We start from the raw sequence: 21,875 nt of genomic DNA, 5'->3' as shown, positions 1-21,875 counted from the left end.
CGACTCAAGAAAGAAGAAACGCGGCTTATCGGCCGCGTTTTTTAAGATTTTTCATTTCAAAATCACGTACACGCTGGCGATAATGTTCCATAGTTTGGGTCCGCAAGACCGATCGATTTTCATCGAGCATCTCCCCTCCTAAATGCTTAGCGACTGTCTCTGCTGTTGCCAACATGCACTCAAAAGCATCCATGACATCTCGGGGTTCTTCCATAGACATAAAGAACATCACGGCCTTAGTACTTAAACTCTGCGCATCATCAGGATCAAAGGTACCTGGCGGTAAAGCATTAGCCATACTAAACTGAACCGCACTTAGCCCTTCCTCATCTTCAAAACGATGATAGATAGACATCTCACCGAAACTCATTCCACAAGCATCGATGATCTTTTGTAATACAACACCATCAAACTGATCTATCGATTTAGCAATAACCGATATGATTAATACATTTTCGGGATCCGGCTCTTTTTCTAATACTTTGCGTCTAGAAGGCGCCTCTTTAACTGGCTGACCAACTATAGGAGTCGACTCCCAAGGCCCTTCTTTTTCAGGTAGATCTACTGACGCAAGATCCTTATCAAGTTGGGATTCTTCAGCACTGCTCTTTTCAATGGGCTCTGCTTTCTCGCGTTGAGATTCCGTTTGAGGCGCATCAGTAACAGACGGCTCATTCTTAACAGAAGTACCCTTATCCTCAGTCACTGAAGGCTCTGTTAAACCATCATCTAAAGCAGAACCTAAGGTTAAACCCGCAAACGGATCAGTTCGCGCTTCAGGTGCCTCTTCGGGAAATTCAAATGTCAGTGTTGCTTGTTCGCCAGCATCGCTCTCTACTGGCGTTGTATCCTCAACACCGGCTAAATCGAGCTCTGGAAAAGCATCCGGTTCCTGATGCTCATCTTTGTGATCCAAATTAGTTTCATCTCCTATCTCTGTCATAAGGACAGTGATAGGTTTTTCAAAATCAATCTCTTCTTCCGCTACTTCAGGGATAAGCGTAGGTTGCCATTCGGTTTTCTTCAGTTCTGGCTCTGGCTCTGGCTCTGGCTCTGGCTCTGGCTCTGGCTCTGGCTCTGGCTCTGGCTCTGGCTCTGGCTCTGGCTCTGGCTCTGGCTCTGGCTCTGGCTCTGGCTCTGGCTCTGGCTCTGGCTCTGGCTCTGGCTCTGGCTCTGGCTCTGGCTCTGGCTCTGGCTTAACAGTTTTAATGCCTTCCACCAATTGGTCAATAACATCAAAAAGTTCAGGCTTTTGCTCTAATTTTTCAACATCAAAAGCCTCGACAGCATTTGCGTCTGTGTATTCATCTTCAGATACGACCTCTGCATAATCAGAAGGTTCTCTATCTACCACTAATAACGGTGGTTCTGGTTCTGGTTCTGGTTCTGGTTCTGGTTCTGGTTCTGGTTCTGGTTCTGGTTCTGGTTCTGGTTCTGGTTCTGGTTCTGGTTCTGGTTCTGGTTCTGGTTCTGGTTCTGGTTCTGGTTCTGGTTCTGGTTCTGGTTCAATAGAGGGTGCAGGTACCACTCGTGCAGGGCCTAAAATTCCATCATCAGAAGCACCAAAGTCTGACGACTCCTTTTCAACAGTAGAGACGCCCTCCTCCATAAAATCATTTGGAAGACTGATATCATCAACCGGCTCTGATTCTACTTTTCTTGCAGGGCTAACAATCCCTTCATCTAAAGATAAGCTATCATCCCAGGGATCATTTTTATCGAGCGGTGAATTATTTTCGGTATGTGCAGAAAATGCACCATCCTTATCAGGTGCAAGTTCAGGCCGGTGATCAGAAAAAAGAGGATCGCTGTCTAATGAAACCCGACGAGCCCCACCACCAGGCAACTCCGGATTAAACGACTGCGGTTCAACAGGAGGAGCATCAACAAAGTTTTTATCGATGTTCATTTTTAGACGATTACGCCCGCTTTGCATGCGTCGCCATCCGTCTATAATTATCAGCAGGATTAATATTACTCCGCCAACAATCAGCCATTCACGCAGACCGATTTCCATGTGCCTAGTCGCGCCCCTTTCTTTTGTAATTATCGATAATCATACAACTATAAAAGAGCTGGTTTTATTCGACAACCTTATCGATAACCAACATCAATGGTAGTTCCCCCCCTCTCACCTCTACAGGCGAGATAATACCGTACAAATCACCCTTTTGAGCTTGCGGCTGACCTGATAAAGAAATTCTGGCCGACACTTCAACTTCAGCAACCGATGATAAAGTTACTTGAGGATTCATTGCCATTGTATCATCTAATACTACCTGAGTAGGTAGATCAGACACCATTAGCTTAACCGCTGCCAATGGTATTCGCCCACCAATCTCTTTCGCAAACACAAAAATCGTTTGCTCTGGTGTTACTTGCTCTTTGAACTCTGGGCTTAGATCAACCTGTAAGGTCACAGATGCAATTTGCAGCTCCGGAATATCGGGGACGTTTTTACCTTGAGCAATCAATTCATCCCGAGCCTTACGAACACCAGAACGAAGAGATTCCGCTGTAGCGCCTTCAGCGTTTCGTAGGGCCGTCAACCAATACTCCATGGCCGCTTCGAAATCTTGTTTTTCGTAGGCTTCGATACCCAAAAGCCCCAAAGCCGTTATTTCCAATGGTTCAATAGCTAATGTTTTATCAATTTGCGCTCTAACTTCATCTGTTATTTTACTATCAGCAGCAAAAAACAATGCTTGTGCATATTGACCATTAACGCTGGAATACTGGGGCGCATCAGACGGTAGAAGCTCTAATATCTTTTTAAAACCTTCCGCTCCTTCTGCGTATCGCCCTTGGTTCATATAGGTAGTCGATAGTAAAAACCACCCTTCAGGATTATCAGGATTTTGCTGCAACTCTCTCTCTAATTGAGCAACGGCTTGCTCAAGAGTAGGTTTTTCCCCATTGAAAGGATCGTTAGGTTGATGCAAAGCTATATCTAAATCCGCTGAACGACCATAGACAGAGTACAAACCGAGGCCAGCCACCGGAATCAACATAGCGAGCAGTGTAACCGTCACTAATGTTTGAGTTGTCAGCTGTAACTTACCGGCTCTTGAACCTGCGTCTTCCACATCAGACAACAAATTTCTCTCTAATTCCGTTTTTAAAGTAACAAAATCAGTTTCATCTAGATTGCCAGCAGACTTTTCATTTTCCAGCTCAGATAAGCGCTCACGAAATATTTCTATATTCTGTTGACCGCGATTCTCTGCCGATTCAACCTCTACAACGCGCTTAGCACGAATAAAAGGAAGAAAAACGAATGCGACCGCAATTACCGTTAAAACCGCAATTCCACCCCATAACTCGATCATTTTTGCTCACCTTTACCTAGAATATCGTTCAACCTTTCTGCCTCGTCATTATTAAGGTGAGTTTCTGAGTCATCCTTTTGATCACTACGCTTACGCTTTCTCGAAACAGCGATTAAAACAATAATACCGATGACGACTAAGCCAAATGGGCCATACCACAAAATGTAAGTTGTCTCATTTACAGGAGGGTTATAAAGAACAAACTCCCCATAACGGGCAACTAAGAAATCTTTGATTTCATTATTACCTTTACCATCCTGAACCATTTTATAAACTTCATTTCTAAGGTCGGCAGCAATCGGCGAGTTAGAATCTTGAAGGTTTTGGTTCTGACACTTAGGGCAACGCAGTTCAAAGGTTAACTCATTAAAACGATCTCGGGTTGCATCATCTTTAAACTCAAATGTATCTATAGCCGCAAACACACTTAGAGGAATAAAAATAACGATCAGCGCTACTATATATCTCATTGTGACAATACCTGCTTATCGCTTTTAAGCTGATCCATAATGGCTTTTAAAGTCCCCCAGACCTGCTGATCTACAACACCCACATGCTTATATCGAATGATGCCATTAGCATCTATAACATAAGTTTCGGGTGCACCATAAACCCCCAAATCTAAGCCTAAGCTACCTTTATCATCAAAAATGTTTAGGGCATATGGATTAAGGTATTTCTTTAACCAAGTATCCGCTTTTTCACGCTCATCCTTATAATTGATACCAATAACTTTATAACCTTCTGCCTTAATACGATTCAATTGCGCATGCTCCGCCTTACATGAAGGACACCAAGTCGCCCACACATTCACCAAAGCAACTTCGCCTTTCAGGTCAGCTTCTGTAACTTTGCGCTCCGGATCTAAAAGCGAAGGCAATTCAAAGACAGGCAGTGGCTTATCAAGCAACGCCGACGGCAATTCAGTAGGATCTAGCTGAAGTCCCTTCCATAAAAACAGCCCCATACCAACAAAAATGGCAAGCGGAATAAATAAAATAAATCGACGCACAATGAATCTCCAAACAGCGCAGGTATAAAAACCCTAACCAACGATTAAACAGTTTTAACTTTACGTTTAGCTTGTTTACGATATCGAGGATCTGTAGCTGCCAACAAACCACCGGCTGTCATCAACAACCCACCTAACCATAACCAACGGACAAAAGGTTTATGCTGAATTCGGACAGCCCAAGCTCCACCATCTAAAGGCTCACCCAATGCGACATAGAGATCTCTAGTTAAACCTGGATCTATATCTGCTTCAGTCATGACATTGCCACGCGCTTTATAAAAACGCTTCTCAGGGTGTAAAGCACCATAAGGTTCGCCATTTTTAAGTACACGAATCTGCGCTTGATCGGCCTGATAGTTAGGCCCTTGAACAACCTGAGCACCATCAAAGATAAACTCATACTGTTTAAAGGTTAAAGTATCACCAGGTGCCATTCTTAAATCACGTTCCTCGTTATAAACCGTCACCAAGGTCATCCCGACAATAGCTACAGCCACACCAATGTGTGCCAGAACCATCGCATAATAACTTCTTGAAAGATTTCTTAACCCCTTGAAAGGGTTAGCCTTATGAGACACCTTATTCCAAATATCTTTGACGGAAACACAAACAACCCAGAAGGAAAGCACCATTCCCAGCGTCACACTCCAATCAAACTGATCACCATAGACAACAGAAAAACTGGCACCTAAGACAACACTAACCAGCATAGGGATCAGTAATTGCTTGGCAATATAGCTGCCTTTAGTTTGTCTCCAGCGAGACACTATACCTGCGCCCATTAACACCACTAAAGCAGACATTAACGGAACAAATAAAGCATTAAAGTAAGGAGGTCCTACGGATATTTTCCCCTTGCCTAATGCATCAATCAACAAAGGATAAAGCGTGCCCAGCAACACCATCAAAGCCACAATAACCAATAGGATATTATTGCCTAACAACAATGTTTCTCGGGAAATCAGCTCAAAACGTGATTCACTTTTTACATGGGCAGCTTTAATTGCATAAAGTAAAAGAGACCCACCAATAGTGATCGCCAATAACGCTAAGATAAAGTAACCGCGTTCAGGATCTGTCGCAAAAGCATGAACCGACGTCAAAACCCCCGAACGAACCAAAAACGTGCCTAATAAACTGAGCGAAAAAGCAAAAATAGCTAATAACACCGTCCAGCTTTTAAACACACCACGCTTTTCTGTTACAGCCAAGCTATGAATAAGCGCAGTGCCCACTAACCAAGGCATAAATGATGCATTCTCAACAGGATCCCAGAACCACCAGCCGCCCCAACCAAGCTCGTAATATGCCCACCAGCTACCTAACGCGATACCTAAAGTTAAAAAAGCCCAAGCCACAACAGTCCAAGGTCGGGACCAACGTGCCCAAGCAGCATCTAAACGACCACTTAATAGCGCAGCTATAGCGAAAGCAAAAGCAACAGAGAATCCCACATAACCCATATAAAGCATAGGCGGATGAATAATCAGACCAATATCTTGTAATAGAGGGTTAAGATCACCACCTTCCACAGGGTAGTCTGGCAAATAACGTTCAAATGGACTAGAGGTCATCAAGGTAAAGAGGATAAAACCAACCCCAATAATACCCATTATACCTAACACTCGAGCTACGATATCCTGAGGCAAATTATCACTTTTCAGTGCAACCGCCCAAGTCCAACCGCCAAGAATAAAGACCCAAAGTAGAAGAGACCCTTCGTGCCCCCCCCAGATCGCGCTCACTTTATAATAAATCGGCAATGCCGTATTTGAATTGGTAGCAACATAAACGACCGAAAAGTCATCGGTTACAAAAGCATAACCTAAGCAAATCAAGCTCACTAATAAGAACGCAAACATCCCTGTAGCAAGCGGCCGAGCGTAGCCCATCCATAACGCATTATTACTATAGGTTCCTAGAATAGGGACAACCGCCAGTAACGCTGACATACATAAAGCAAGAATAAGTGCATATTGACCTAATTCAGGAATCATTTGTTATAAACCTCGGCTTCAGGCTTAGGCATATTGCCACTTTTCTCTAATGCTTCAGCCACTTCAGGAGGCATATAGTTTTCATCATGCTTAGCTAACACTTCTGATGCCTGCAATACGTTATTAGAATCAAGTTCACCTTGTGCAACAATGCCCTGACCTTCACGAAAAAGATCAGGCAAAATGCCGTTATAATGAACAGTCACTGTTTGATCATAATCAGTAATATCAAACGTGACATTCAGGCTCTGCTGATCTCTATTGACGCTACCATCGACCACCATACCACCGGCGCGAATACGAGTATTATGAGGCGCTTCCCCTGCCGCAATCTGGGTAGGTGAATAAAACAAGTTAATATTTTGGCTGAGAGCAAACATAGTTAACCCCACAGCAATACCAACACCAAATACAATAAACAAAACAATGATCAAACGTTGTTTGCGTTTAGGGTTCATAAAGATTTGTTCTCCCTGCGCAGGCGACGTACAAGATTAGAAACAATTTTCTTCTTCTGTAGTGCCGGATTAACAATATTAATTACAACTACAACTAATGCGATGGCATAACTCAGCCAAACATAAAAACCGTGCCCTCCCATCGCAATGAAATCCGAAAAGCTATCAAAACTCACTTAATTTTCCTCACTGCTTTTCAACTAATTCTTTTACCCAACTTGCACGACGTTCACGTACAAGAATTTCGTTCCGCGTTCTCATCATCAACGAAACAGCAAAAAAACAGTAAAAACCGATTACCATTACCAATAAAGGCAGCCACATCTCTGGGGCCATTGCTGGGCGTTCTGTTAATTTAAACGTGGCAGGCTGATGGAGTGTATTCCACCAGTCCACTGAATATTTAATAATAGGGATATTCACCAATCCAACTAACGCTAACACCGCCGCAGATTTTGCAGCCATGGCCTCATTCTCAATAGCTGAATAAAGAGCAATAACACCTAAATAAAGAAAAAGAAGAATCAACATAGAGGTTAAACGTGCATCCCAAACCCACCAAGATCCCCAGGTAGGCTTACCCCAAATAGCCCCTGTTGCTAGTGCTAACACAGCCATAGTGGCACCTATAGGAGCACAAGATTTGGCCACCATATCAGCCACTTTCATTTTCCAAATCAAACCAATGGCGCCCGCAATCGCCATCATCATATAGCACGATTGGGCCAAAAGAGCGGAAGGTACATGAATATAAATTATGCGAAAACTATTGCCTTGCTGATAATCGGATGGTGCAAACAGCAACGCCCAAACGGTTCCTGCAATAAGAAGCAGGAATGCGGCTATCGCAAATCCAGGTAATAGCTTACCCATGATTTCATAAGACCAACGTGGTGATGCAAGTTGATAGAACCAACGAGGCATCCAATTCTTTTTCTCACTCATAAGAACCTTAACTTATCCACTCACGGAAATTCGTAATGCTGCGCTAATAGCTAAAGGTGCCAAAACCAAACCTAGTGCTAATATAGCCCCCAACAAAGCAAAGAAACCTGCCAATGGCAATCCGGTAACCGCTGCTTGAACCGCGCTCGTACCAAAAATCAGTACAGGAATATAAAGCGGTAAAACCAACAACGAGATCAACACCCCACCTTTACGTAACCCTACCGTTAACGCAGCACCAATAGCGCCCACTAAGCTCAACGTGGGCGTACCTATCAAGAGACTTAACATCAAGCCCGACATACCCTCTGCAGGCAAAAACAACATTACTGCCAATAACGGTGCTAATAATGTTAATGGTAAGCCACTCATCATCCAATGGGCTAACACTTTAGCTAATACAATAACAAATAAAGGCTGAGGGCTTAAAAGCGTTTGCTCTAATGTCCCATCCTCAAAATCCGACTTAAACACGCTCTCCATAGAGAGTAACGTCGCTAATAATGCGGCGACCCATACAACGCCAGGAGCAATCTGAGCAAGAAAGTCTGGCTCAGGACTTACACCGAGAGGGAATAAAGTCGCCACCATTAGAAAAAATATCAATGGGTTAAACAAATCGCTTTTCTTGCGATAGGCCAACATTAAATCCCGCTTTAAAACCGCCCCAAAAAGACTCAAGACAGAACTACCCTCAGAATTAGCGCTTTCATTTGTCACAATTATTCCCATTAAGTTCCCGCTAATTCATCAAGATTAAAACGACGAACCTTTTCGCTAATCGCTAATTCATGGTGGGTTGTTAAAATAACAGATCCACCATTAGCTGCATGGTCCAAGATCAATTGTTCTTTCTGTGCGACACCTTTTTTATCAATTGCAGTAAAAGGCTCATCTAAAATCCACAATTTTGCAGAGGTCAGATACAACCGAGCTAAACTGACCCGTCTATTTTGCCCTGCAGACAATGTATGACAAGGCGAGTCTTCAAACCCTCTTAAGCCTACTTGCTCCAATGCCATAGCAATCTTTTTACCATCAATAGATGGATGCATTGCCGCATACCAATGAAGATTTTCTTCTGGCGTTAGAACGGCCTTAACACCTGGGTGATGTCCAAAATATAGGAGCTCGCGTCTAAAATCGTCTTGTACTGTTGAGAGTAAAGCGCCTTTCCAAAAAATATCACCTTCATAATGATTAGAAAGACCACTTAAAATTCTTAAAAGAGTCGTTTTCCCACTACCATTTTGCCCTTCGACCTGGATCACTTCGCCCGCATTAATTGAAAAGCTAAGATCCTCAAATAGAATACGGTCATCGCGCTCGCAATAAAGTTTGTCTACATGTAACAGCGCTGTACTCAAACCGTTCTCCAAAATAATAAACAACCTACAGCCAAACTTCAGAGCAAATTTTCACCTTAAACTATACTTTTACTGAAATCGGCCGATTAATAAGCGAGTGATTATATACGATTATCAGACAGCTCTGCACTGTTGTATTGCTTTCTAAAAGTTGGAAACACTTCCTCATTTAGATGTACTCTGATACCTAACGCTCATCATGTGACGGCCCATTACTTAGATAGGTTATAATTTGCTTCCTCAATTGTCAGGTATTCCGCTACAAACAACCGAAGCTAGTTCAGATTCATCCCGTAATCTGAATACGCTTTTGCCAGTCGGCCGGAATGTCAGCGCAACTGTTGTTGCAGTAAGTAAAGATCAAACTCAACCTGAGATTTTTCGTTTAAAGTTAGAGGTCAACAACCGATTAATTCAGATGGGAGTATTTCAAGCACTGCCTATCGGCCAGAAAATTAATGTAAATCGCCAAAGCGATGGCCAAATTCAGATAACACTGCCCAATCAACCAAACACCACAAGCAAGCAAGATCAAGCAAACATAAATTCAACCAACTCAAACACCCAACAAAAAGGCTTAAACGAGCAACTCCTTAAGCTAAATATACAAACACCAGAGAACAGCGCAAAACTGCCTATAGATATAAAAACCCTTGCTGCGGTGATTAGTAGCCGTCCTATTTACACCGATAACGGGCAAAACACTCAAACAACGACAGCCAATAGCGTACCTAAACCAACAACCGGCGGGCCCCTCTTAACACCAACCTTATCGGCGAACACCCAAACCGTAGAGATAGCAGGACAAAAAAGTGTAGCGACAAATACAACACAAAACGCCTCTACATCAACTCTCGTCAATACTGCCACAACAAATACTACCCCAACGAATACACCCCCAACGAGCCCTAAACAAGTTATTCAAGGAAACACTGCAACTCAAACAGCCCCACCGGTAGGTGTTACATCTGGTAAAATTGAACCACAAGTAACACCACTGCCTATAGATAACAAAAGCACAAACCCAAATTCGCCTAAAGAGGTACAAACAGCGGTTGCTCCTTCTGATGCCAAATCTGCCAATAATGCTAATAACATCACCCGCTCAGCCGGATCTGTATCACACCACATATTAACTCTCGCCCTGCCAGACGGTACTAAGATGGAATTAACTTCCCCCCGTCCATTACCACAAGGCACGCAACTTCAATTATTTAAGACTTCAAATAATGAAGCTCAAGTATTGCAGATAAGAGAACCACAAAACACACCCGCTTCCGCTTTAGAAAAACCAGCAATACAAGAGACTTTACGCAATGCTCTACCTGCTCAAATAGCCACAGCGGATGCTTTTAGCCAGTTATCTCAAGTCGCTGCCCAAGCACAGGGAAGCCAAGCCACACAGATCAGCAGCGTGGTTCAATCGATGCTACAGCTATTTGGTGTTCGACCTGGAAGCCAAGAAGCGCCATATCAAATCAGACAAAACATTGAGTTAGGTGGGTTATCCACAGAGCACAATTTAAGCAAAGGCTTAGCACCGCAACCTCAAGATATGAAAAGCCAACTGCAACAGCTTCAAAAGCTAGCGGACTCTTTACCTGCCGAGCAAAAAGAACGTTTAGAACAGTTACTCCAGGGTGTACATTCACGTGTAACCAGCCAACAACTCCACTCCCTACAGCAGTGGCGAGAGATGCCGGATGGTGGGTTTGAACGTGTACTACAACTGGACCTACCGATCAAAAATGGGGAGCAGTGGGATAATTTAGAGTTGCGTTTAAGTAGAGAAGGAGGCACCAACGCAGCTGGAGAGATGATATCCGTATGGCGCGTACGCTTACATTTCGATTTAGAGGAGCAAGGTGGAGTGGATGCAGAGATACGGCTAACTGATGGCCATGAAATCAGCACCCTATTTTGGTGTGAGTTAAAAGAAACTGCTGACAAATTACGCGAACGCTCAGAAGAATTCTCTACACGCCTACGCCAATGTGGTTTTGATAATACAGAGGTAACCTGGCACGAAGGAACAGCGCCAGAACAAAAACAGACTATCCACAAACAGCTTGTGGACCTACACACATGAAATTTTCTAAGTCCGATCAATACTCCGAAACAAACCGTAAGAAGGCCATCGCTCTAAAGTATGACCAAAGTGCGGGAAAGGCCCCTCTCATCGTTGCCAAAGGGATGGGAGATATTGCCGAACAAATTATAAAATTAGCCGAAGAAAACGACATTCATATTCACGAAAGCCCAGAGCTAGTTGAAGTTCTTATTAGGCTAGAACTAGGAGATGAAATTCCTGAATCACTGTATCGCGCCATAGCTGAAGTCATTGCATTTGCCTACAGCCTAAAACATGGCAACCAAGAGATGATAAACAAAGCAATTCAACAGAACATTAAATAAACCTAGGACCTAATCATCACGCCCTAGAGATTGATGGGGAGTGTGTAGCTCTTTATGTAAAAGAGCCATTAACTCAGCCTCTGGACGTCCAATACCACAATTCTGCACGAGATCATCGACATCAGCCCCCATCTCCATCAAACGGGTAGCTTGATTATAAGCTAAAGCGGTTGGATCCCGATTCTCTAATTCTAGCTGTTTATCCGCTGTAAGATTAAGCTTCTGCTCGACACCAATTAAGCGGCGACCCATACCAATCGAGCTGTTTGTCATCGCTTGTATCTCATTTCTGAGCACATTAATAAGGGCTTGATGCCGACGTTCATGCTGCTGCAAACGGCGAAATAAAACGAAACAGGCAGCAGAAGCTCCCATAGCAACAATCAATGACGCTATACTCAACCAAGACACTTTAATTGCTTCCCTAACATTGTTTTAACTATCAATTCAAAAGGATTGATCAAACTGTTTCATAAGCTCTGGAATATCAAGAATAGCGCAACGCTCTTCCATATATGTTCCCCATAACCAAGCGCGTGGATTATCACTACTTGCCCAAGACACTTTATCTGCAGGTATACGAACCGACTTCACCAGTTCATCACATGCTAGCGCCCAATGGCGTCCTCGTAAAATAATCAGCTCACTGTATTTTGCCATTTCCGGCTTGTAGCGCTCCGGAATTAGCCACAATGCAGTATCTATAACATTAGTTTCAACAGATAAGCCACCACCAAAACGTCCTAAACACCAATCATGAGTACCATCTAAAGTCAGCGCTACTGAACTTAAATGCACCGCACCTTCTATATGATCAAAAGGTATTGCCAAATTAAGCCCATGCATTTTCACCAAGACACAGTTGATCTCTCTGCTAGTCGCACCCGATAGACCTGCATGTTCCGGTGCTCGTGCTGCGGCTTGTGGCTCTGGCTCTGGCTCTGGCTCTGGCTCTGGCTCTGGCTCTGGCTCTGGCTCTGGCTCTGGCTCTGGCTCTGGCTCTGGCTCTGGCTCTGGCTCTGGCTCTGGCTCTGGCTCTGGCTCTGGCTCTGGCTCTGGCTCTGGCTCTGGCTCTGGCTCTGGCTCTGGCTCTGGCTCTGGCTCTGGCTCTGGCTCTGGCTCTGGCTCTGGCTCTGGCTCTGGCTCTGGCTCTGGCTCTGGCTCTGGCTCTGGCTCTGGCTCTGGCTCTGGCTCTGGCTCTGGCTCTGGCTCTGGCTCTGGCTCTGGCTCTGGCTCTGGCTCTGGCTCTGGCTCTGGCTCTGGCTCTGGCTCTGGCTCTGGCTCTGGCTCTGGCTCTGGCTCTGGCTCTGGCTCTGGCTCTGGCTCTGGCTCTGGCTCTGGCTCTGGCTCTGGCTCTGGCTCTGGCTCTGGCTCTGGCTCTGGCTCTGGCTCTGGCTCTGGCTCTGGCTCTGGCTCTGGCTCTGGCTCTGGCTCTGGCTCTGGCTCTGGCTCTGGCTCTGGCTCTGGCTCTGGCTCTGGCTCTGGCTCTGGCTCTGGCTCTGGCTCTGGCTCTACAGTATTGTCCTTAGCTGCCATTTCGATCACAACATCTGTTTCTTCGATACTCTCAGAAACTTGATTCTTTTCTTTTTCTTCGGCCGCCATCTGTCTATTTATGGCCGCAATCTCTGCTTCAGTATCTATACCTGCATCGGGATCCGACAGAAGAGATTCTAAATAATCAAAAACTAATTTCTGAACACCTTGAACTTCATCCAACGTTTCTAGGTTCTTTTTGGACTTACTCATAGAACCTCCTGCTTTTGACGCTCAAGCAACGAACGCAATAATCGTGCATATGAATGAACCCCTCGGCTGCTTGAATCCATAACAGAGGGAACAAGTCCTCGGATACTGGCATTACGGAACTTGGTATCTACTGGTATGACTGCGTTGGATATTTCATTCGGGTATTTATTATGTAATTCACGCAAACTACTAACAGAGGCTTGGGTACGGCGATCATAAAAAGTTGGAATAATCGTAAATGATAGTTTCTTATTTTTACTGCGGGCCCTATTAATCATACTAATAGTACGCACCATACGTTCTAAGCCTTTTAACGCTAAAAATTCTGTCTGCACGGGAACTAATAAATGCTGACAGGCAGCCAAAGCATTAACCATCAATACACCTAAAACAGGTGGGCTATCAATCAGTACATAATCATAACTATCACGAACTTGAGCCAACGCTTTTGCCACCTGCAGCCCCATACCTTGCTCGCCTATTGCTTTCCTTTCTAAAGTCGCCATAGCAGTGGACGCAGGAATCAGATCAATACGCTCATGGCTACTTTTCAACAATAAACGCTTAACCCCTTCACGATTAATTTTATTCTTGGTCGCAAACAGATCATAAACACTATGCTCCAACTCATCTGGGTCATAGCCGAAATAACTTGTTAAAGAACCATGGGGGTCTAGATCAACTAATAAAACGCGATAACCGACCTCGGCCAGTAGCCCAGCTACTGTCACAACCGTCGTCGTTTTACCGACCCCACCTTTTTGATTGGCTACAGACCATACATGCATTTATCTTTCTTCCTGCTGTGAAGAATCAGGCTCTGCTCGTCGGAACAAGACCTCGCCATCACCGGTTTCAATTTGCTCGATAACTGGGAGCTCTTTTTTATCTGGATTAGCGAAAACAGTTGATACAGCATCAGCACTTACTTGCTGACTACCAAATGAAGAGACTGTTCTCCGCACTTTTTCATCTCGAGATACAACAATCAGCACTCGGCGATTTAATCTTTGCCCTTCCGCTGTTCTGTTGCTGTAAGCCGGCTGAAATTCACCATAACCTACAGCGGCCATACGTTCAGGTTCTACACCAAAATACGCAAGCAACCGGACGACAGCGGCTGCACGTGCAGCAGAGAGTTCCCAATTTGACGGAAATGCGTCTGTAGATATTTTTTGGTTATCCGTAAATCCTTCCACATGGATAGGATTTTCCCTGCCCTTTAGTATTTTCGCTATCTTATCTAGTAATTCATCTGCTGCAGCATTAGGTAATGCGCCACCAGAGGGAAATAAGTAATTTGACCTCAATTCAATTGAAAGCCAAAGATCATTACCTGTAATTTTAATCTGTCCATCGTCGACCAATGAGGAGAAATCGACTTCCATCTCCTCTTGTAAAGCCTTTAAAGCATTCGTTTCTTTTTGATCCGGTACTGAAATCGTTACCTCAGGCGCATCCACATCTGTTTTTCCACCCGTAAAAACACCAAATCCACTATTACTACTCCCTTCGGGCGTGGTTTTATTGGCCTCTTCACCCTGATTCAGACCAACAAACACACCAGAAAGCGCTTCTGTTAAGTGTTTATACTTTTCTTCATTGACTGAAGAGATAGCGTACATAACAACAAAAAAAGCAAACAGCAGGGTAATAAAGTCCGCATAAGAAATAACCCATCGGTCATTTCTTGGGCCGCTGTCTATTTTTTGTCGACGAGGCATCTAACCTAAATACCCTTGTAAACGCTGTTGAATTGCCTTTGGGTTCTGCCCTTCTGCTATAGACATCAACCCATCCAAAATCATCTCTTGATGCTGGTAACGCATTAACACCAAACTTTTAATTTTATTGGCAACAGGGATCAAAAATAAGTTCGCAATACCAATACCGTATATTGTAGCAACAAACGCAGTAGCTATACCGGCGCCTAACGCAGCTGGATCTGAGAGGTTACTCATCACATGAATCAACCCCAACACAGCGCCAATAATACCTAATGTCGGTGCATACCCGCCCATGCTTTCAATCACTTTTACCCCCTGAAGATCTCGTTGTTCTAAAGTGACAAGTTCAACCTCTAAGGTACTACGGAGAATGTCGGGGCCTTTACCATCAGCAAGCAAAAGCAAACCTACTTTTATAAAAGAATCTTTTTCTTTATCGGCTTCAGTCTCTAAAGCTAACAAACCTTTTCGTCTAGCAATAACACACCAGTTAACAATTTTATCAACATTCTGACTTAGATCTTGTTTGTTACGCCCAAACGCCCAACCGACAAGCCTGAATGCTCTGGCAACATCTTGACTAGGTGACTGGATAATGGCTGCAGCTAACGTACCCCCGACAACAATCACTGCCGCTGGCACGTTCAATAATTCCTGTAACTGCCCTCCCTCAAGAAGATTACCCCCAAGTACCGCAGCTAGAGCGATTAAAACACCAAGTATTGCAGTTAAGTCCATAGATTAAGACCTTTTACTACTGAGAATAGAAACTAGTTCGGTTAGATCAAGAACAGCATCTGCCAGTCCCGCATTAACAACCGCCTGAGGCATTCCATAGATAGTGCAACTCTCTTTGTTTTGAGCCCAAATTGTTGCCCCCTGTTGCTTTAACATTCTTGCGCCATCACAACCATCTGCCCCCATGCCTGTTAATATGATTGCTAACACTTTTTTACCAAAGCTCTTTGCTACAGACGCATAAGTAACATCCACACTTGGCTTATAGGTCAGTCTATCATCACCAAGCATGATCTTAATTTTATCAGTACCGCGCGGATCAATAATCATTTGACACCCGCCTGGTGCAAGCAGCGCTCTACCCGGCTTCAGCAAATCACCATCTTCCGCTTCTTTTACTGCAATAGCACACTGTTGATCTAAGCGCGTAGCAAACACTGATGTAAACGCTTTCGGCATATGCTGAACCAGTAAAATAGGATGGGGAAAGTTAGCCGGAATCTGTGTCAAAATTTGCTGTAGCGCAGCGGGTCCTCCAGTAGATGAGCCTATAACAACGACTCTACAATCAGGCACGACCTTTTTACCATGAGAGCTTTGAGATAGACGAGAGGCTGTCTTCGCGGGCTCTTTTGTCAGTCCAGATTGAGCACTATTAGATGAAAAGCGATTACTGGAGGTTGGTGATCTAGGTGACTTGGATGCTAATAGCGGCTCGGACTTAAACACTCTAGATGAGCTAGCACTTGGATCAGAAAAACGGCTCCGCAAGCCTGCATGCCGAGAGCGCCCTAGCTCTACAACCTTGTCTCGTAGTTGCTTTTCTAAAGAATCGGAATGCGCCATCCATGCACGCATATCCTTAGAAAGGTAATCAAGTGCTCCAGCTTCAAGCGCTTGTATAGTTACTCGAGCCCCCTCAGATGTTAATGATGATAGCATCAATATATTTGTAGGGCATTCACGCATTATGATTCGAACGGCTTCAATACCATTCATTTGCGGCATTTCAACATCCATAGTAATAAGGTTAGGGCGCAAGCTCTTAGCTTGCTCTATAGCCTCTTTACCATTTTTTGCGGTGCCTACAACCTCTATCCGGCTATCCCCAGAAAGCAGATCGCTGATACGATGTCTAAAAAAGCCCGAATCATCAACAATCAGCACCTTAACTGGCATAAATCACGCTCCTATCGAAATTATTAAGAAGCGTAATGTTTAAGCAAGTTGGGAATATCAATAATCAGTGCAATCCGCCCATCGCCAGTAATTGTCGCACCAGAAAGTCCAGGAGTGCCATGTAGAATAGTACCTAATGGTTTTATCACTACCTCTTCTTGACCAACCAGCTGATCGACAATAAAACCCACTCGTTGCGTACCTACAGTTACAATAACCACATGTCCTTGCTCAGGAAGCTCTGCACTGTGCAGACCATCGATCAACCAACGTTTTAGATGGAAAAGCGGTAACGCTTGATCACGCACGATAATTACTTGCTGTCCATCAACTACGTTTGTTTTTGTTAAATCTAGATTGAATATTTCATTTACATTTACAAGAGGCAGAGCAAAGGCTTGCTCCTCCAAAATAACCATTAAGGTTGGCATAATAGCTAATGTTAAAGGAACCTGAATCGCTATACGTGAACCTTGACCGATCACTGAATCAATACTCAATGTACCATTCAGCTGGGTAATCTTAGTTTTAACTACATCCATGCCGACACCACGGCCAGACACATCAGAAATCTCTTTCTTAGTTGAGAAGCCTGCCGCAAAAATCAAGTTAAAACATTCTTGCTCAGTCAGTCTGCGAGCAGCTTCAGCATCCATCATACCGCGCTCAATAGCGAGCTCTCGTAGCTTTTCTGCATCCATTCCGGCACCATCATCCTGTATTGTTAGCAGAATGTGATCGCCTTCCTGCTCTGCAGACAAAAGTACATGACCTTCACGCTCTTTACCCGCAGCCTCCCTAATATCAGGCGTTTCGATACCATGGTCAACCGCATTACGTACTAAGTGAATAAGCGGATCTGCCAAAGCTTCAACCAAATTTTTATCTAAATCTGTCTCTTCACCCCGTAGTTCAAGGCGAATCTCTTTCTTTAAATTTCGAGATAAATCTCGAATTAAACGCGGAAAACGGCCAAATACTTTTTTCACCGGCTGCATTCGCGTTTTCATCACCGACATTTGTAGATCAGCGGTTACCATATCTAAAGTGCCGAGAGCTTTTGCCATCTCTTCATCTTCGCGGGTAACACCTAAACGGACCAACCGATTCCTAACTAGTACTAGCTCACCCACCATATTCATAATTTTATCAAGTAAGCGCGTATCTACACGTACATTACTTTCTGGCTGTGGCTTGGCTTGTGGATGATCCGCTTTAACAACGGCGGAAACGGCGTTATCTTTCTTCTCAGCCACTGGCGTTGGAGTAGGCGCTACAGCAGCAACAGGGGCGGGTGTTACAACAGCGGCTGGCGCTGGAGCAGGGACGGGTTCATGTACTGTTTCAACAATAGGCGCTTCCACAAAAGCGCCTTTACCTTGTGCTTGTAGCTCATCTAATAAAGCTTCAAATTCATCGTCTGTAATTAGCTCTGGATCGGCAGAATCATCAACAGCTGGCGGCTCTTTAGTAGCTACCGCTGCATCAGGTCCTTTACCTGGACCATGCAATTCATCCAACAAGGCATCAAATTCATCATCGGTAATAAGGCTATCATCTACAGGCGCTTCATTAACTTCCGCAGCGACCTCGGGCAAGTCACCAAGATCATCCAGCAGCATATCAAATTCATCAATTGTAGGATCCTGTGTATTAGGCGCACTAGATGTCTGTGCAGGAACAGGGTCTGGAGTTGGGACAGTTTTAGCGGCAGCAGGTTTAGGAGCTTCACCCTTAGTAAAGGCGACCAACGCTTGGATCAGTTGTGGATTGGCTGGTTCGAGCTCCTCTCCATTGCGCACAGCTTCAAACATAACATTGACACTATCTAAAGCTTGGAGCACTACATCCATGAGTTCCGAGGTAACTTTAATATCGCCATTACGCAGCATATCAAACAGATTTTCAGCATTGTGGCAGCAATCAACCATAGGCTCTAATTGCAAAAAACCAGCACCGCCTTTAACTGTATGAAAACCTCGGAAAATAGCATTGAGCAGATCACTATCGTCAGGACGTTGTTCCAGATCGACTAACTGTTCGGATAATTGCTCAAGGATCTCTCCTGCCTCAACAAGAAAATCTTCAAGAATTTCCTGATCCACTTCCAAACTCATATGGCGCTCCTCTTAAAAACCCAGACTGGATAACAAATCATCAACTTCATCTTGATCACTGACTACATCAGCGCTATCTTTCTTGATTTGTGGTCCTTCAGCCTGAATAGGATTCTTATTATTAGTCTGTTCATTTTCAGACTCTGTGGACATGTCGACGCCCGATATTTTTTCCACCTGTGCCGCCATTCCCATCAATGCAACAAGATGGCTTTCAACATTAGTGACGAGATTGATCACACGTCTAATCAACTGGCCAGTAATATCTTGGTAACTCTGAGAGACAACAATATCCGTTAATTCTTCACGTAATGTGCTGATTGTTTGTTCTGATTCTTCTTTGACTGCACAGGTTCTATCGTAAACGCCATTAAGCGATTTATGCTCTTTTTCCAACTGCCCAACTAATAACAATAAGTCTTTAAACCGCTCGCTTTGCTTATCTAATTTATCAACCAGAACAAGCGCTTTATCAACTCGGTCCATGGTCTCGTGGGCATTTTTTTCAGTCACTTCGATAACATAGTTCAAGTGATCAGCTGCATCAGTATCAGGCTGAGCAGTGCCATCAATTTCTAGGCTACGCCCAAGTTCACTTGAAAACGATTTAATTGCTTCATGAAGTCCACGTGTCAAATGCCCTACTTCACTAAAAAACGTTTGGTGACGAAACTCATGAAGTTCGCGAATAATCTCCATCGCATCAGGTAATTTACCTTCGTTGAGAACAGAAACAAGTTCCTGCGCCTTCAACTGCAATTCCATTTCAAAGTGACTTAAGCCATTGCCTGTTTCTGAAATCATTTAAAACTGACCTTTTATTATTTAACTCAGGCGCTCAAAGATTTTATCAATCTTTGCTTTAAGTACCGCAGCAGTAAACGGTTTAACAACATAACCATTCACCCCAGCCTGAGCGGCAGCAATGATTTGCTCTTTTTTAGCTTCAGCAGTAACCATTAATACTGGCATTGCGGCCAAGTTAGGATCAGAACGAACCTCTTTCAAGAGATCGATCCCTGTCATTCCTGGCATATTCCAGTCAGTCACTAAGAAATCAATACCGCCTTGTTTCAGAATTGGCAAAGCAGTCTGCCCATCATCCGCTTCAAGAACATTTGTCATGCCCAAGTCACGTAGTAAATTTTTTATAATTCGTCTCATTGTGGAGAAATCATCCACTACAAGAATCTTCATGTCTTTATTCAAGACCAGCCTCCAATTAACTCTGCACAACCCAGTGAGTCTACACTAAATTACCGCAATTACGTTGAGCCTTAGCAACTTATTATTGCCATTCACTTAATCGCGATCGCAATCTTAATGCTGCCTGACTATGAATCTGGCTTACCCTAGATTCACTAACCCCTAAAACCTGACCAATCTCTTTTAAATTAAGCTCTTCATCATAATAGAGCGCTAATACTAATTTTTCCCGTTCCGGCAAATTACTTATAGCGCCACTTAGTGCTTTTAAAAACGATTCTCGCTCAAAATGCTGATTTGGCCCGGGATCATCATTAGCAAATGTCTCTCCTGGCCCTTCGTGCTGAGGATTAATCATCTCTTCAAAGCTAAACAAACGACTATCAAGAGTATCTTTTAACAAATTGTGGTATTCATCCACAGAGATCCCCAACTCTTTTGCTACTGAAGCATCACTAGCATCTCGGCCTGTCCGCGATTCTATCTGCTGAATTGCCTCAGTCACTCGCCGACTATTTCGGTGTACTGACCGCGGAGTCCAATCTCCTCGGCGCACCTCATCAATAATAGAGCCACGAATGCGGATCCCTGCATAAGTTTCAAAGCTAGCACCTTTTGCAGCATCGTATCGCTTAGCCGCTTCAAGCAGGCCAATCATACCCGCTTGAATTAAGTCATCGAGCAACACTGTGGCTGGCAATCGAGCCAGTAAGTGATGGGCGATACGTTTAACTAGCGGCGCATACTGCTGAATTAACTCATCACTCGATTGTAATTGCAGCTGGTTGTACATACTGCCTCTTTATCAATCCGATGGGCGAGCTCCTTGTACAAGCCGCTCAACAAAAAACTCTAAATGACCTCGGGGCACAGCTTGAACTGGCCACCCATTTACTTTATTCGCTAATTGACGATATGCCAAGGATACTTTGCTCTTTGGAAAAGCTTTTAAAACAGCGACTTGGCGTTGCACCGCTTTACGAACATTTTCATCATAAGGGATTGAACCCACATATTGAAGCGTGACGTCAAGAAACCGATCAGTAACCGTTAATAACTTACCAAACATATTTCTACCTTCATTGTCCGTTCTTACCATATTGGCAAGGACACGAAAGCGCGTCATTTTATAATCCCGATTTAACAGTTTAATTAAAGCGTAAGCATCTGTAATCGACGTAGGCTCATCACATACAACAACTAGCACTTCCTGAGCAGCTTTCACAAAACTAACCACAGAATCCGAAATACCTGCCGCGGTGTCAATGATTAACGCATCAATATCATCAGAAACCTCATTAAAAGCATGGATTAGCTCCGCATGCTCATGAGGGGAAAGCGCTGTCATCTCCTGCGTACCGGAGCAAGCGGGTACAATTTTTAAATTTTCACAGACATCCAGCATGACCTCTTTTAGCCCACACTCACCACTTAAAACATCTGCAATATTTTTTTTCGGGCGCAAACCAAGCAACACATCAACATTAGCCAAGCCCAAGTCGGCATCCATTAGCACTGTACGATGTCCCATGTCGCTTAACGCCATAGCTAAGTTCACAGAGACATTTGTTTTACCAACCCCGCCTTTCCCACCTGTCACAGCAATTACTTTAACGGGCTTATGTTGATCAAT

General features: G+C 44.1%; 24 protein-coding genes. 3 read left to right on the top strand and 21 right to left on the bottom strand.

Translation table 11 applies throughout. From position 1 onward, the window contains the following. Positions 1-25 precede the first annotated feature (25 nt). The 10 genes from zipA to ccmA form a co-directional block, all read right to left on the bottom strand. Positions 26-2,017 carry a cell division protein ZipA gene (zipA, locus tag ACOQOE_RS03375; protein ID WP_420554881.1) on the bottom strand — a complete coding sequence of 664 codons (1,992 nt, stop codon included), beginning with the start codon at positions 2,015-2,017 and terminating at the stop codon, positions 26-28. A 64-nt stretch (positions 2,018-2,081) separates the two neighbouring features. Then, complete coding sequence (gene ccmI / locus ACOQOE_RS03370) at positions 2,082-3,329, bottom strand: c-type cytochrome biogenesis protein CcmI (protein WP_067865036.1); 1,248 nt, start codon at positions 3,327-3,329, stop codon at positions 2,082-2,084. After that, positions 3,326-3,799 carry a cytochrome c-type biogenesis protein gene (locus tag ACOQOE_RS03365; RefSeq protein WP_067865028.1) on the bottom strand — a complete coding sequence of 158 codons (474 nt, stop codon included), beginning with the start codon at positions 3,797-3,799 and terminating at the stop codon, positions 3,326-3,328. Before ACOQOE_RS03365 ends, ccmI begins: the two co-directional genes overlap by 4 nt. After that, complete coding sequence (locus tag ACOQOE_RS03360) at positions 3,796-4,341, bottom strand: DsbE family thiol:disulfide interchange protein (RefSeq protein WP_067865026.1); 546 nt, start codon at positions 4,339-4,341, stop codon at positions 3,796-3,798. Before ACOQOE_RS03360 ends, ACOQOE_RS03365 begins: the two co-directional genes overlap by 4 nt. Before the next feature lie 44 nt (positions 4,342-4,385). Further along, positions 4,386-6,341 (bottom strand): heme lyase CcmF/NrfE family subunit, encoded by a 1,956-nt coding sequence (locus tag ACOQOE_RS03355; protein WP_067865023.1) that lies wholly within the window; start codon positions 6,339-6,341, stop codon positions 4,386-4,388. Further along, entirely contained in the window at positions 6,338-6,799 is a 462-nt protein-coding gene (gene ccmE / locus ACOQOE_RS03350) for a cytochrome c maturation protein CcmE (RefSeq protein ID WP_067865021.1), read from the bottom strand. Before ccmE ends, ACOQOE_RS03355 begins: the two co-directional genes overlap by 4 nt. Next, entirely contained in the window at positions 6,796-6,975 is a 180-nt protein-coding gene (gene ccmD, locus ACOQOE_RS03345; RefSeq protein WP_067865018.1) for a heme exporter protein CcmD, read from the bottom strand. Before ccmD ends, ccmE begins: the two co-directional genes overlap by 4 nt. A gap of 10 nt (positions 6,976-6,985) precedes the next feature. Then, positions 6,986-7,744 (bottom strand): heme ABC transporter permease, encoded by a 759-nt coding sequence (locus ACOQOE_RS03340; RefSeq protein ID WP_067865015.1) that lies wholly within the window; start codon positions 7,742-7,744, stop codon positions 6,986-6,988. A gap of 12 nt (positions 7,745-7,756) precedes the next feature. Beyond that, complete coding sequence (gene ccmB / locus ACOQOE_RS03335) at positions 7,757-8,476, bottom strand: heme exporter protein CcmB (protein ID WP_067865012.1); 720 nt, start codon at positions 8,474-8,476, stop codon at positions 7,757-7,759. Continuing rightward, positions 8,476-9,111, bottom strand: a complete 636-nt coding sequence (gene ccmA, locus ACOQOE_RS03330) for a cytochrome c biogenesis heme-transporting ATPase CcmA (RefSeq protein WP_420554880.1) — start codon at positions 9,109-9,111, stop codon at positions 8,476-8,478. Before ccmA ends, ccmB begins: the two co-directional genes overlap by 1 nt. A gap of 232 nt (positions 9,112-9,343) precedes the next feature. Here ccmA and ACOQOE_RS03325 point away from each other — a divergent pair, with 232 nt between their 5' ends. Further along, positions 9,344-11,200 carry a flagellar hook-length control protein FliK gene (locus ACOQOE_RS03325; RefSeq protein ID WP_420554879.1) on the top strand — a complete coding sequence of 619 codons (1,857 nt, stop codon included), beginning with the start codon at positions 9,344-9,346 and terminating at the stop codon, positions 11,198-11,200. Beyond that, on the top strand, positions 11,197-11,526 hold the full coding sequence (locus tag ACOQOE_RS03320) for an EscU/YscU/HrcU family type III secretion system export apparatus switch protein (RefSeq protein ID WP_067865005.1): 330 nt from the start codon (positions 11,197-11,199) through the stop codon (positions 11,524-11,526). Before ACOQOE_RS03325 ends, ACOQOE_RS03320 begins: the two co-directional genes overlap by 4 nt. Positions 11,527-11,535: 9 nt before the next feature. On the opposite strand, the gene ACOQOE_RS03315 is transcribed toward ACOQOE_RS03320, so the two are convergent. Together ACOQOE_RS03315 and ACOQOE_RS03310 are read right to left on the bottom strand one after the other, a co-directional pair. Continuing rightward, on the bottom strand, positions 11,536-11,937 hold the full coding sequence (locus ACOQOE_RS03315) for a DUF2802 domain-containing protein (protein ID WP_231867957.1): 402 nt from the start codon (positions 11,935-11,937) through the stop codon (positions 11,536-11,538). 36 nt (positions 11,938-11,973) lie between these two features. After that, positions 11,974-12,357 carry a hypothetical protein gene (locus tag ACOQOE_RS03310; RefSeq protein WP_420554878.1) on the bottom strand — a complete coding sequence of 128 codons (384 nt, stop codon included), beginning with the start codon at positions 12,355-12,357 and terminating at the stop codon, positions 11,974-11,976. 66 nt (positions 12,358-12,423) lie between these two features. Between ACOQOE_RS03310 and ACOQOE_RS03305 the strand changes: the two genes are divergently transcribed. Continuing rightward, the gene (locus ACOQOE_RS03305) at positions 12,424-13,203 is read left to right on the top strand and encodes a hypothetical protein (protein WP_420554877.1); all 780 of its coding nucleotides are present in this window, start codon (positions 12,424-12,426) and stop codon (positions 13,201-13,203) included. Between the two features lie 68 nt (positions 13,204-13,271). On the opposite strand, the gene ACOQOE_RS03300 is transcribed toward ACOQOE_RS03305, so the two are convergent. The 9 genes from ACOQOE_RS03300 to ACOQOE_RS03260 form a co-directional block, all read right to left on the bottom strand. Next, positions 13,272-14,063, bottom strand: a complete 792-nt coding sequence (locus ACOQOE_RS03300) for a ParA family protein (protein WP_067866450.1) — start codon at positions 14,061-14,063, stop codon at positions 13,272-13,274. After that, positions 14,064-14,999: a flagellar motor protein MotD gene (gene motD, locus ACOQOE_RS03295; RefSeq protein WP_067866452.1), complete on the bottom strand. Its 936-nt coding sequence runs from the start codon at positions 14,997-14,999 to the stop codon at positions 14,064-14,066. Further along, the gene (locus tag ACOQOE_RS03290; protein ID WP_067866454.1) at positions 15,000-15,740 is read right to left on the bottom strand and encodes a flagellar motor protein; all 741 of its coding nucleotides are present in this window, start codon (positions 15,738-15,740) and stop codon (positions 15,000-15,002) included. 3 nt (positions 15,741-15,743) lie between these two features. Beyond that, a complete protein-coding gene (locus ACOQOE_RS03285) occupies positions 15,744-16,919 on the bottom strand; it encodes a protein-glutamate methylesterase/protein-glutamine glutaminase (protein WP_067866457.1) in 1,176 nt (391 codons plus the stop codon). Positions 16,920-16,942: 23 nt separating this feature from the next. Continuing rightward, positions 16,943-19,036: a chemotaxis protein CheA gene (locus ACOQOE_RS03280; protein WP_067866459.1), complete on the bottom strand. Its 2,094-nt coding sequence runs from the start codon at positions 19,034-19,036 to the stop codon at positions 16,943-16,945. 12 nt (positions 19,037-19,048) lie between these two features. Beyond that, complete coding sequence (locus ACOQOE_RS03275) at positions 19,049-19,840, bottom strand: protein phosphatase CheZ (RefSeq protein ID WP_067866461.1); 792 nt, start codon at positions 19,838-19,840, stop codon at positions 19,049-19,051. A 21-nt stretch (positions 19,841-19,861) separates the two neighbouring features. Next, a complete protein-coding gene (locus ACOQOE_RS03270; protein WP_067866463.1) occupies positions 19,862-20,233 on the bottom strand; it encodes a chemotaxis response regulator CheY in 372 nt (123 codons plus the stop codon). Between the two features lie 91 nt (positions 20,234-20,324). Then, positions 20,325-21,035, bottom strand: coding sequence for an RNA polymerase sigma factor FliA (locus ACOQOE_RS03265; RefSeq protein ID WP_067866466.1), 711 nt, complete (start codon positions 21,033-21,035; stop codon positions 20,325-20,327). A gap of 12 nt (positions 21,036-21,047) precedes the next feature. Next, positions 21,048-21,875: a MinD/ParA family protein gene (locus tag ACOQOE_RS03260; RefSeq protein ID WP_407937493.1), complete on the bottom strand. Its 828-nt coding sequence runs from the start codon at positions 21,873-21,875 to the stop codon at positions 21,048-21,050.

Origin of the sequence: Neptuniibacter marinus, assembly GCF_965223595.1 — a bacterium.
In the GTDB taxonomy this organism is placed as follows: Bacteria; Pseudomonadota; Gammaproteobacteria; order Pseudomonadales; family Balneatricaceae; genus Neptuniibacter; species Neptuniibacter marinus.
Note: the sequence above shows the minus strand (reverse complement) of the source record. Positions and strands in the feature narration are given on the sequence as shown.

Coding starts and splice junctions, on each gene's coding strand:
- zipA (WP_420554881.1), bottom strand. CDS start 2,017: ATGGAAATCGGTCTGCGTGAATGGCTGATTGTTGGCGGAGTAATATTA.
- ccmI (WP_067865036.1), bottom strand. CDS start 3,329: ATGATCGAGTTATGGGGTGGAATTGCGGTTTTAACGGTAATTGCGGTC.
- ACOQOE_RS03365 (WP_067865028.1), bottom strand. CDS start 3,799: ATGAGATATATAGTAGCGCTGATCGTTATTTTTATTCCTCTAAGTGTG.
- ACOQOE_RS03355 (WP_067865023.1), bottom strand. CDS start 6,341: ATGATTCCTGAATTAGGTCAATATGCACTTATTCTTGCTTTATGTATG.
- ccmE (WP_067865021.1), bottom strand. CDS start 6,799: ATGAACCCTAAACGCAAACAACGTTTGATCATTGTTTTGTTTATTGTA.
- ACOQOE_RS03340 (WP_067865015.1), bottom strand. CDS start 7,744: ATGAGTGAGAAAAAGAATTGGATGCCTCGTTGGTTCTATCAACTTGCA.
- ccmB (WP_067865012.1), bottom strand. CDS start 8,476: ATGGGAATAATTGTGACAAATGAAAGCGCTAATTCTGAGGGTAGTTCT.
- ACOQOE_RS03320 (WP_067865005.1), top strand. CDS start 11,197: ATGAAATTTTCTAAGTCCGATCAATACTCCGAAACAAACCGTAAGAAG.
- ACOQOE_RS03305 (WP_420554877.1), top strand. CDS start 12,424: ATGTTCCGGTGCTCGTGCTGCGGCTTGTGGCTCTGGCTCTGGCTCTGG.
- ACOQOE_RS03300 (WP_067866450.1), bottom strand. CDS start 14,063: ATGCATGTATGGTCTGTAGCCAATCAAAAAGGTGGGGTCGGTAAAACG.
- motD (WP_067866452.1), bottom strand. CDS start 14,999: ATGCCTCGTCGACAAAAAATAGACAGCGGCCCAAGAAATGACCGATGG.
- ACOQOE_RS03290 (WP_067866454.1), bottom strand. CDS start 15,740: ATGGACTTAACTGCAATACTTGGTGTTTTAATCGCTCTAGCTGCGGTA.
- ACOQOE_RS03285 (WP_067866457.1), bottom strand. CDS start 16,919: ATGCCAGTTAAGGTGCTGATTGTTGATGATTCGGGCTTTTTTAGACAT.
- ACOQOE_RS03280 (WP_067866459.1), bottom strand. CDS start 19,036: ATGAGTTTGGAAGTGGATCAGGAAATTCTTGAAGATTTTCTTGTTGAG.
- ACOQOE_RS03275 (WP_067866461.1), bottom strand. CDS start 19,840: ATGATTTCAGAAACAGGCAATGGCTTAAGTCACTTTGAAATGGAATTG.
- ACOQOE_RS03270 (WP_067866463.1), bottom strand. CDS start 20,233: ATGAAGATTCTTGTAGTGGATGATTTCTCCACAATGAGACGAATTATA.
- ACOQOE_RS03265 (WP_067866466.1), bottom strand. CDS start 21,035: ATGTACAACCAGCTGCAATTACAATCGAGTGATGAGTTAATTCAGCAG.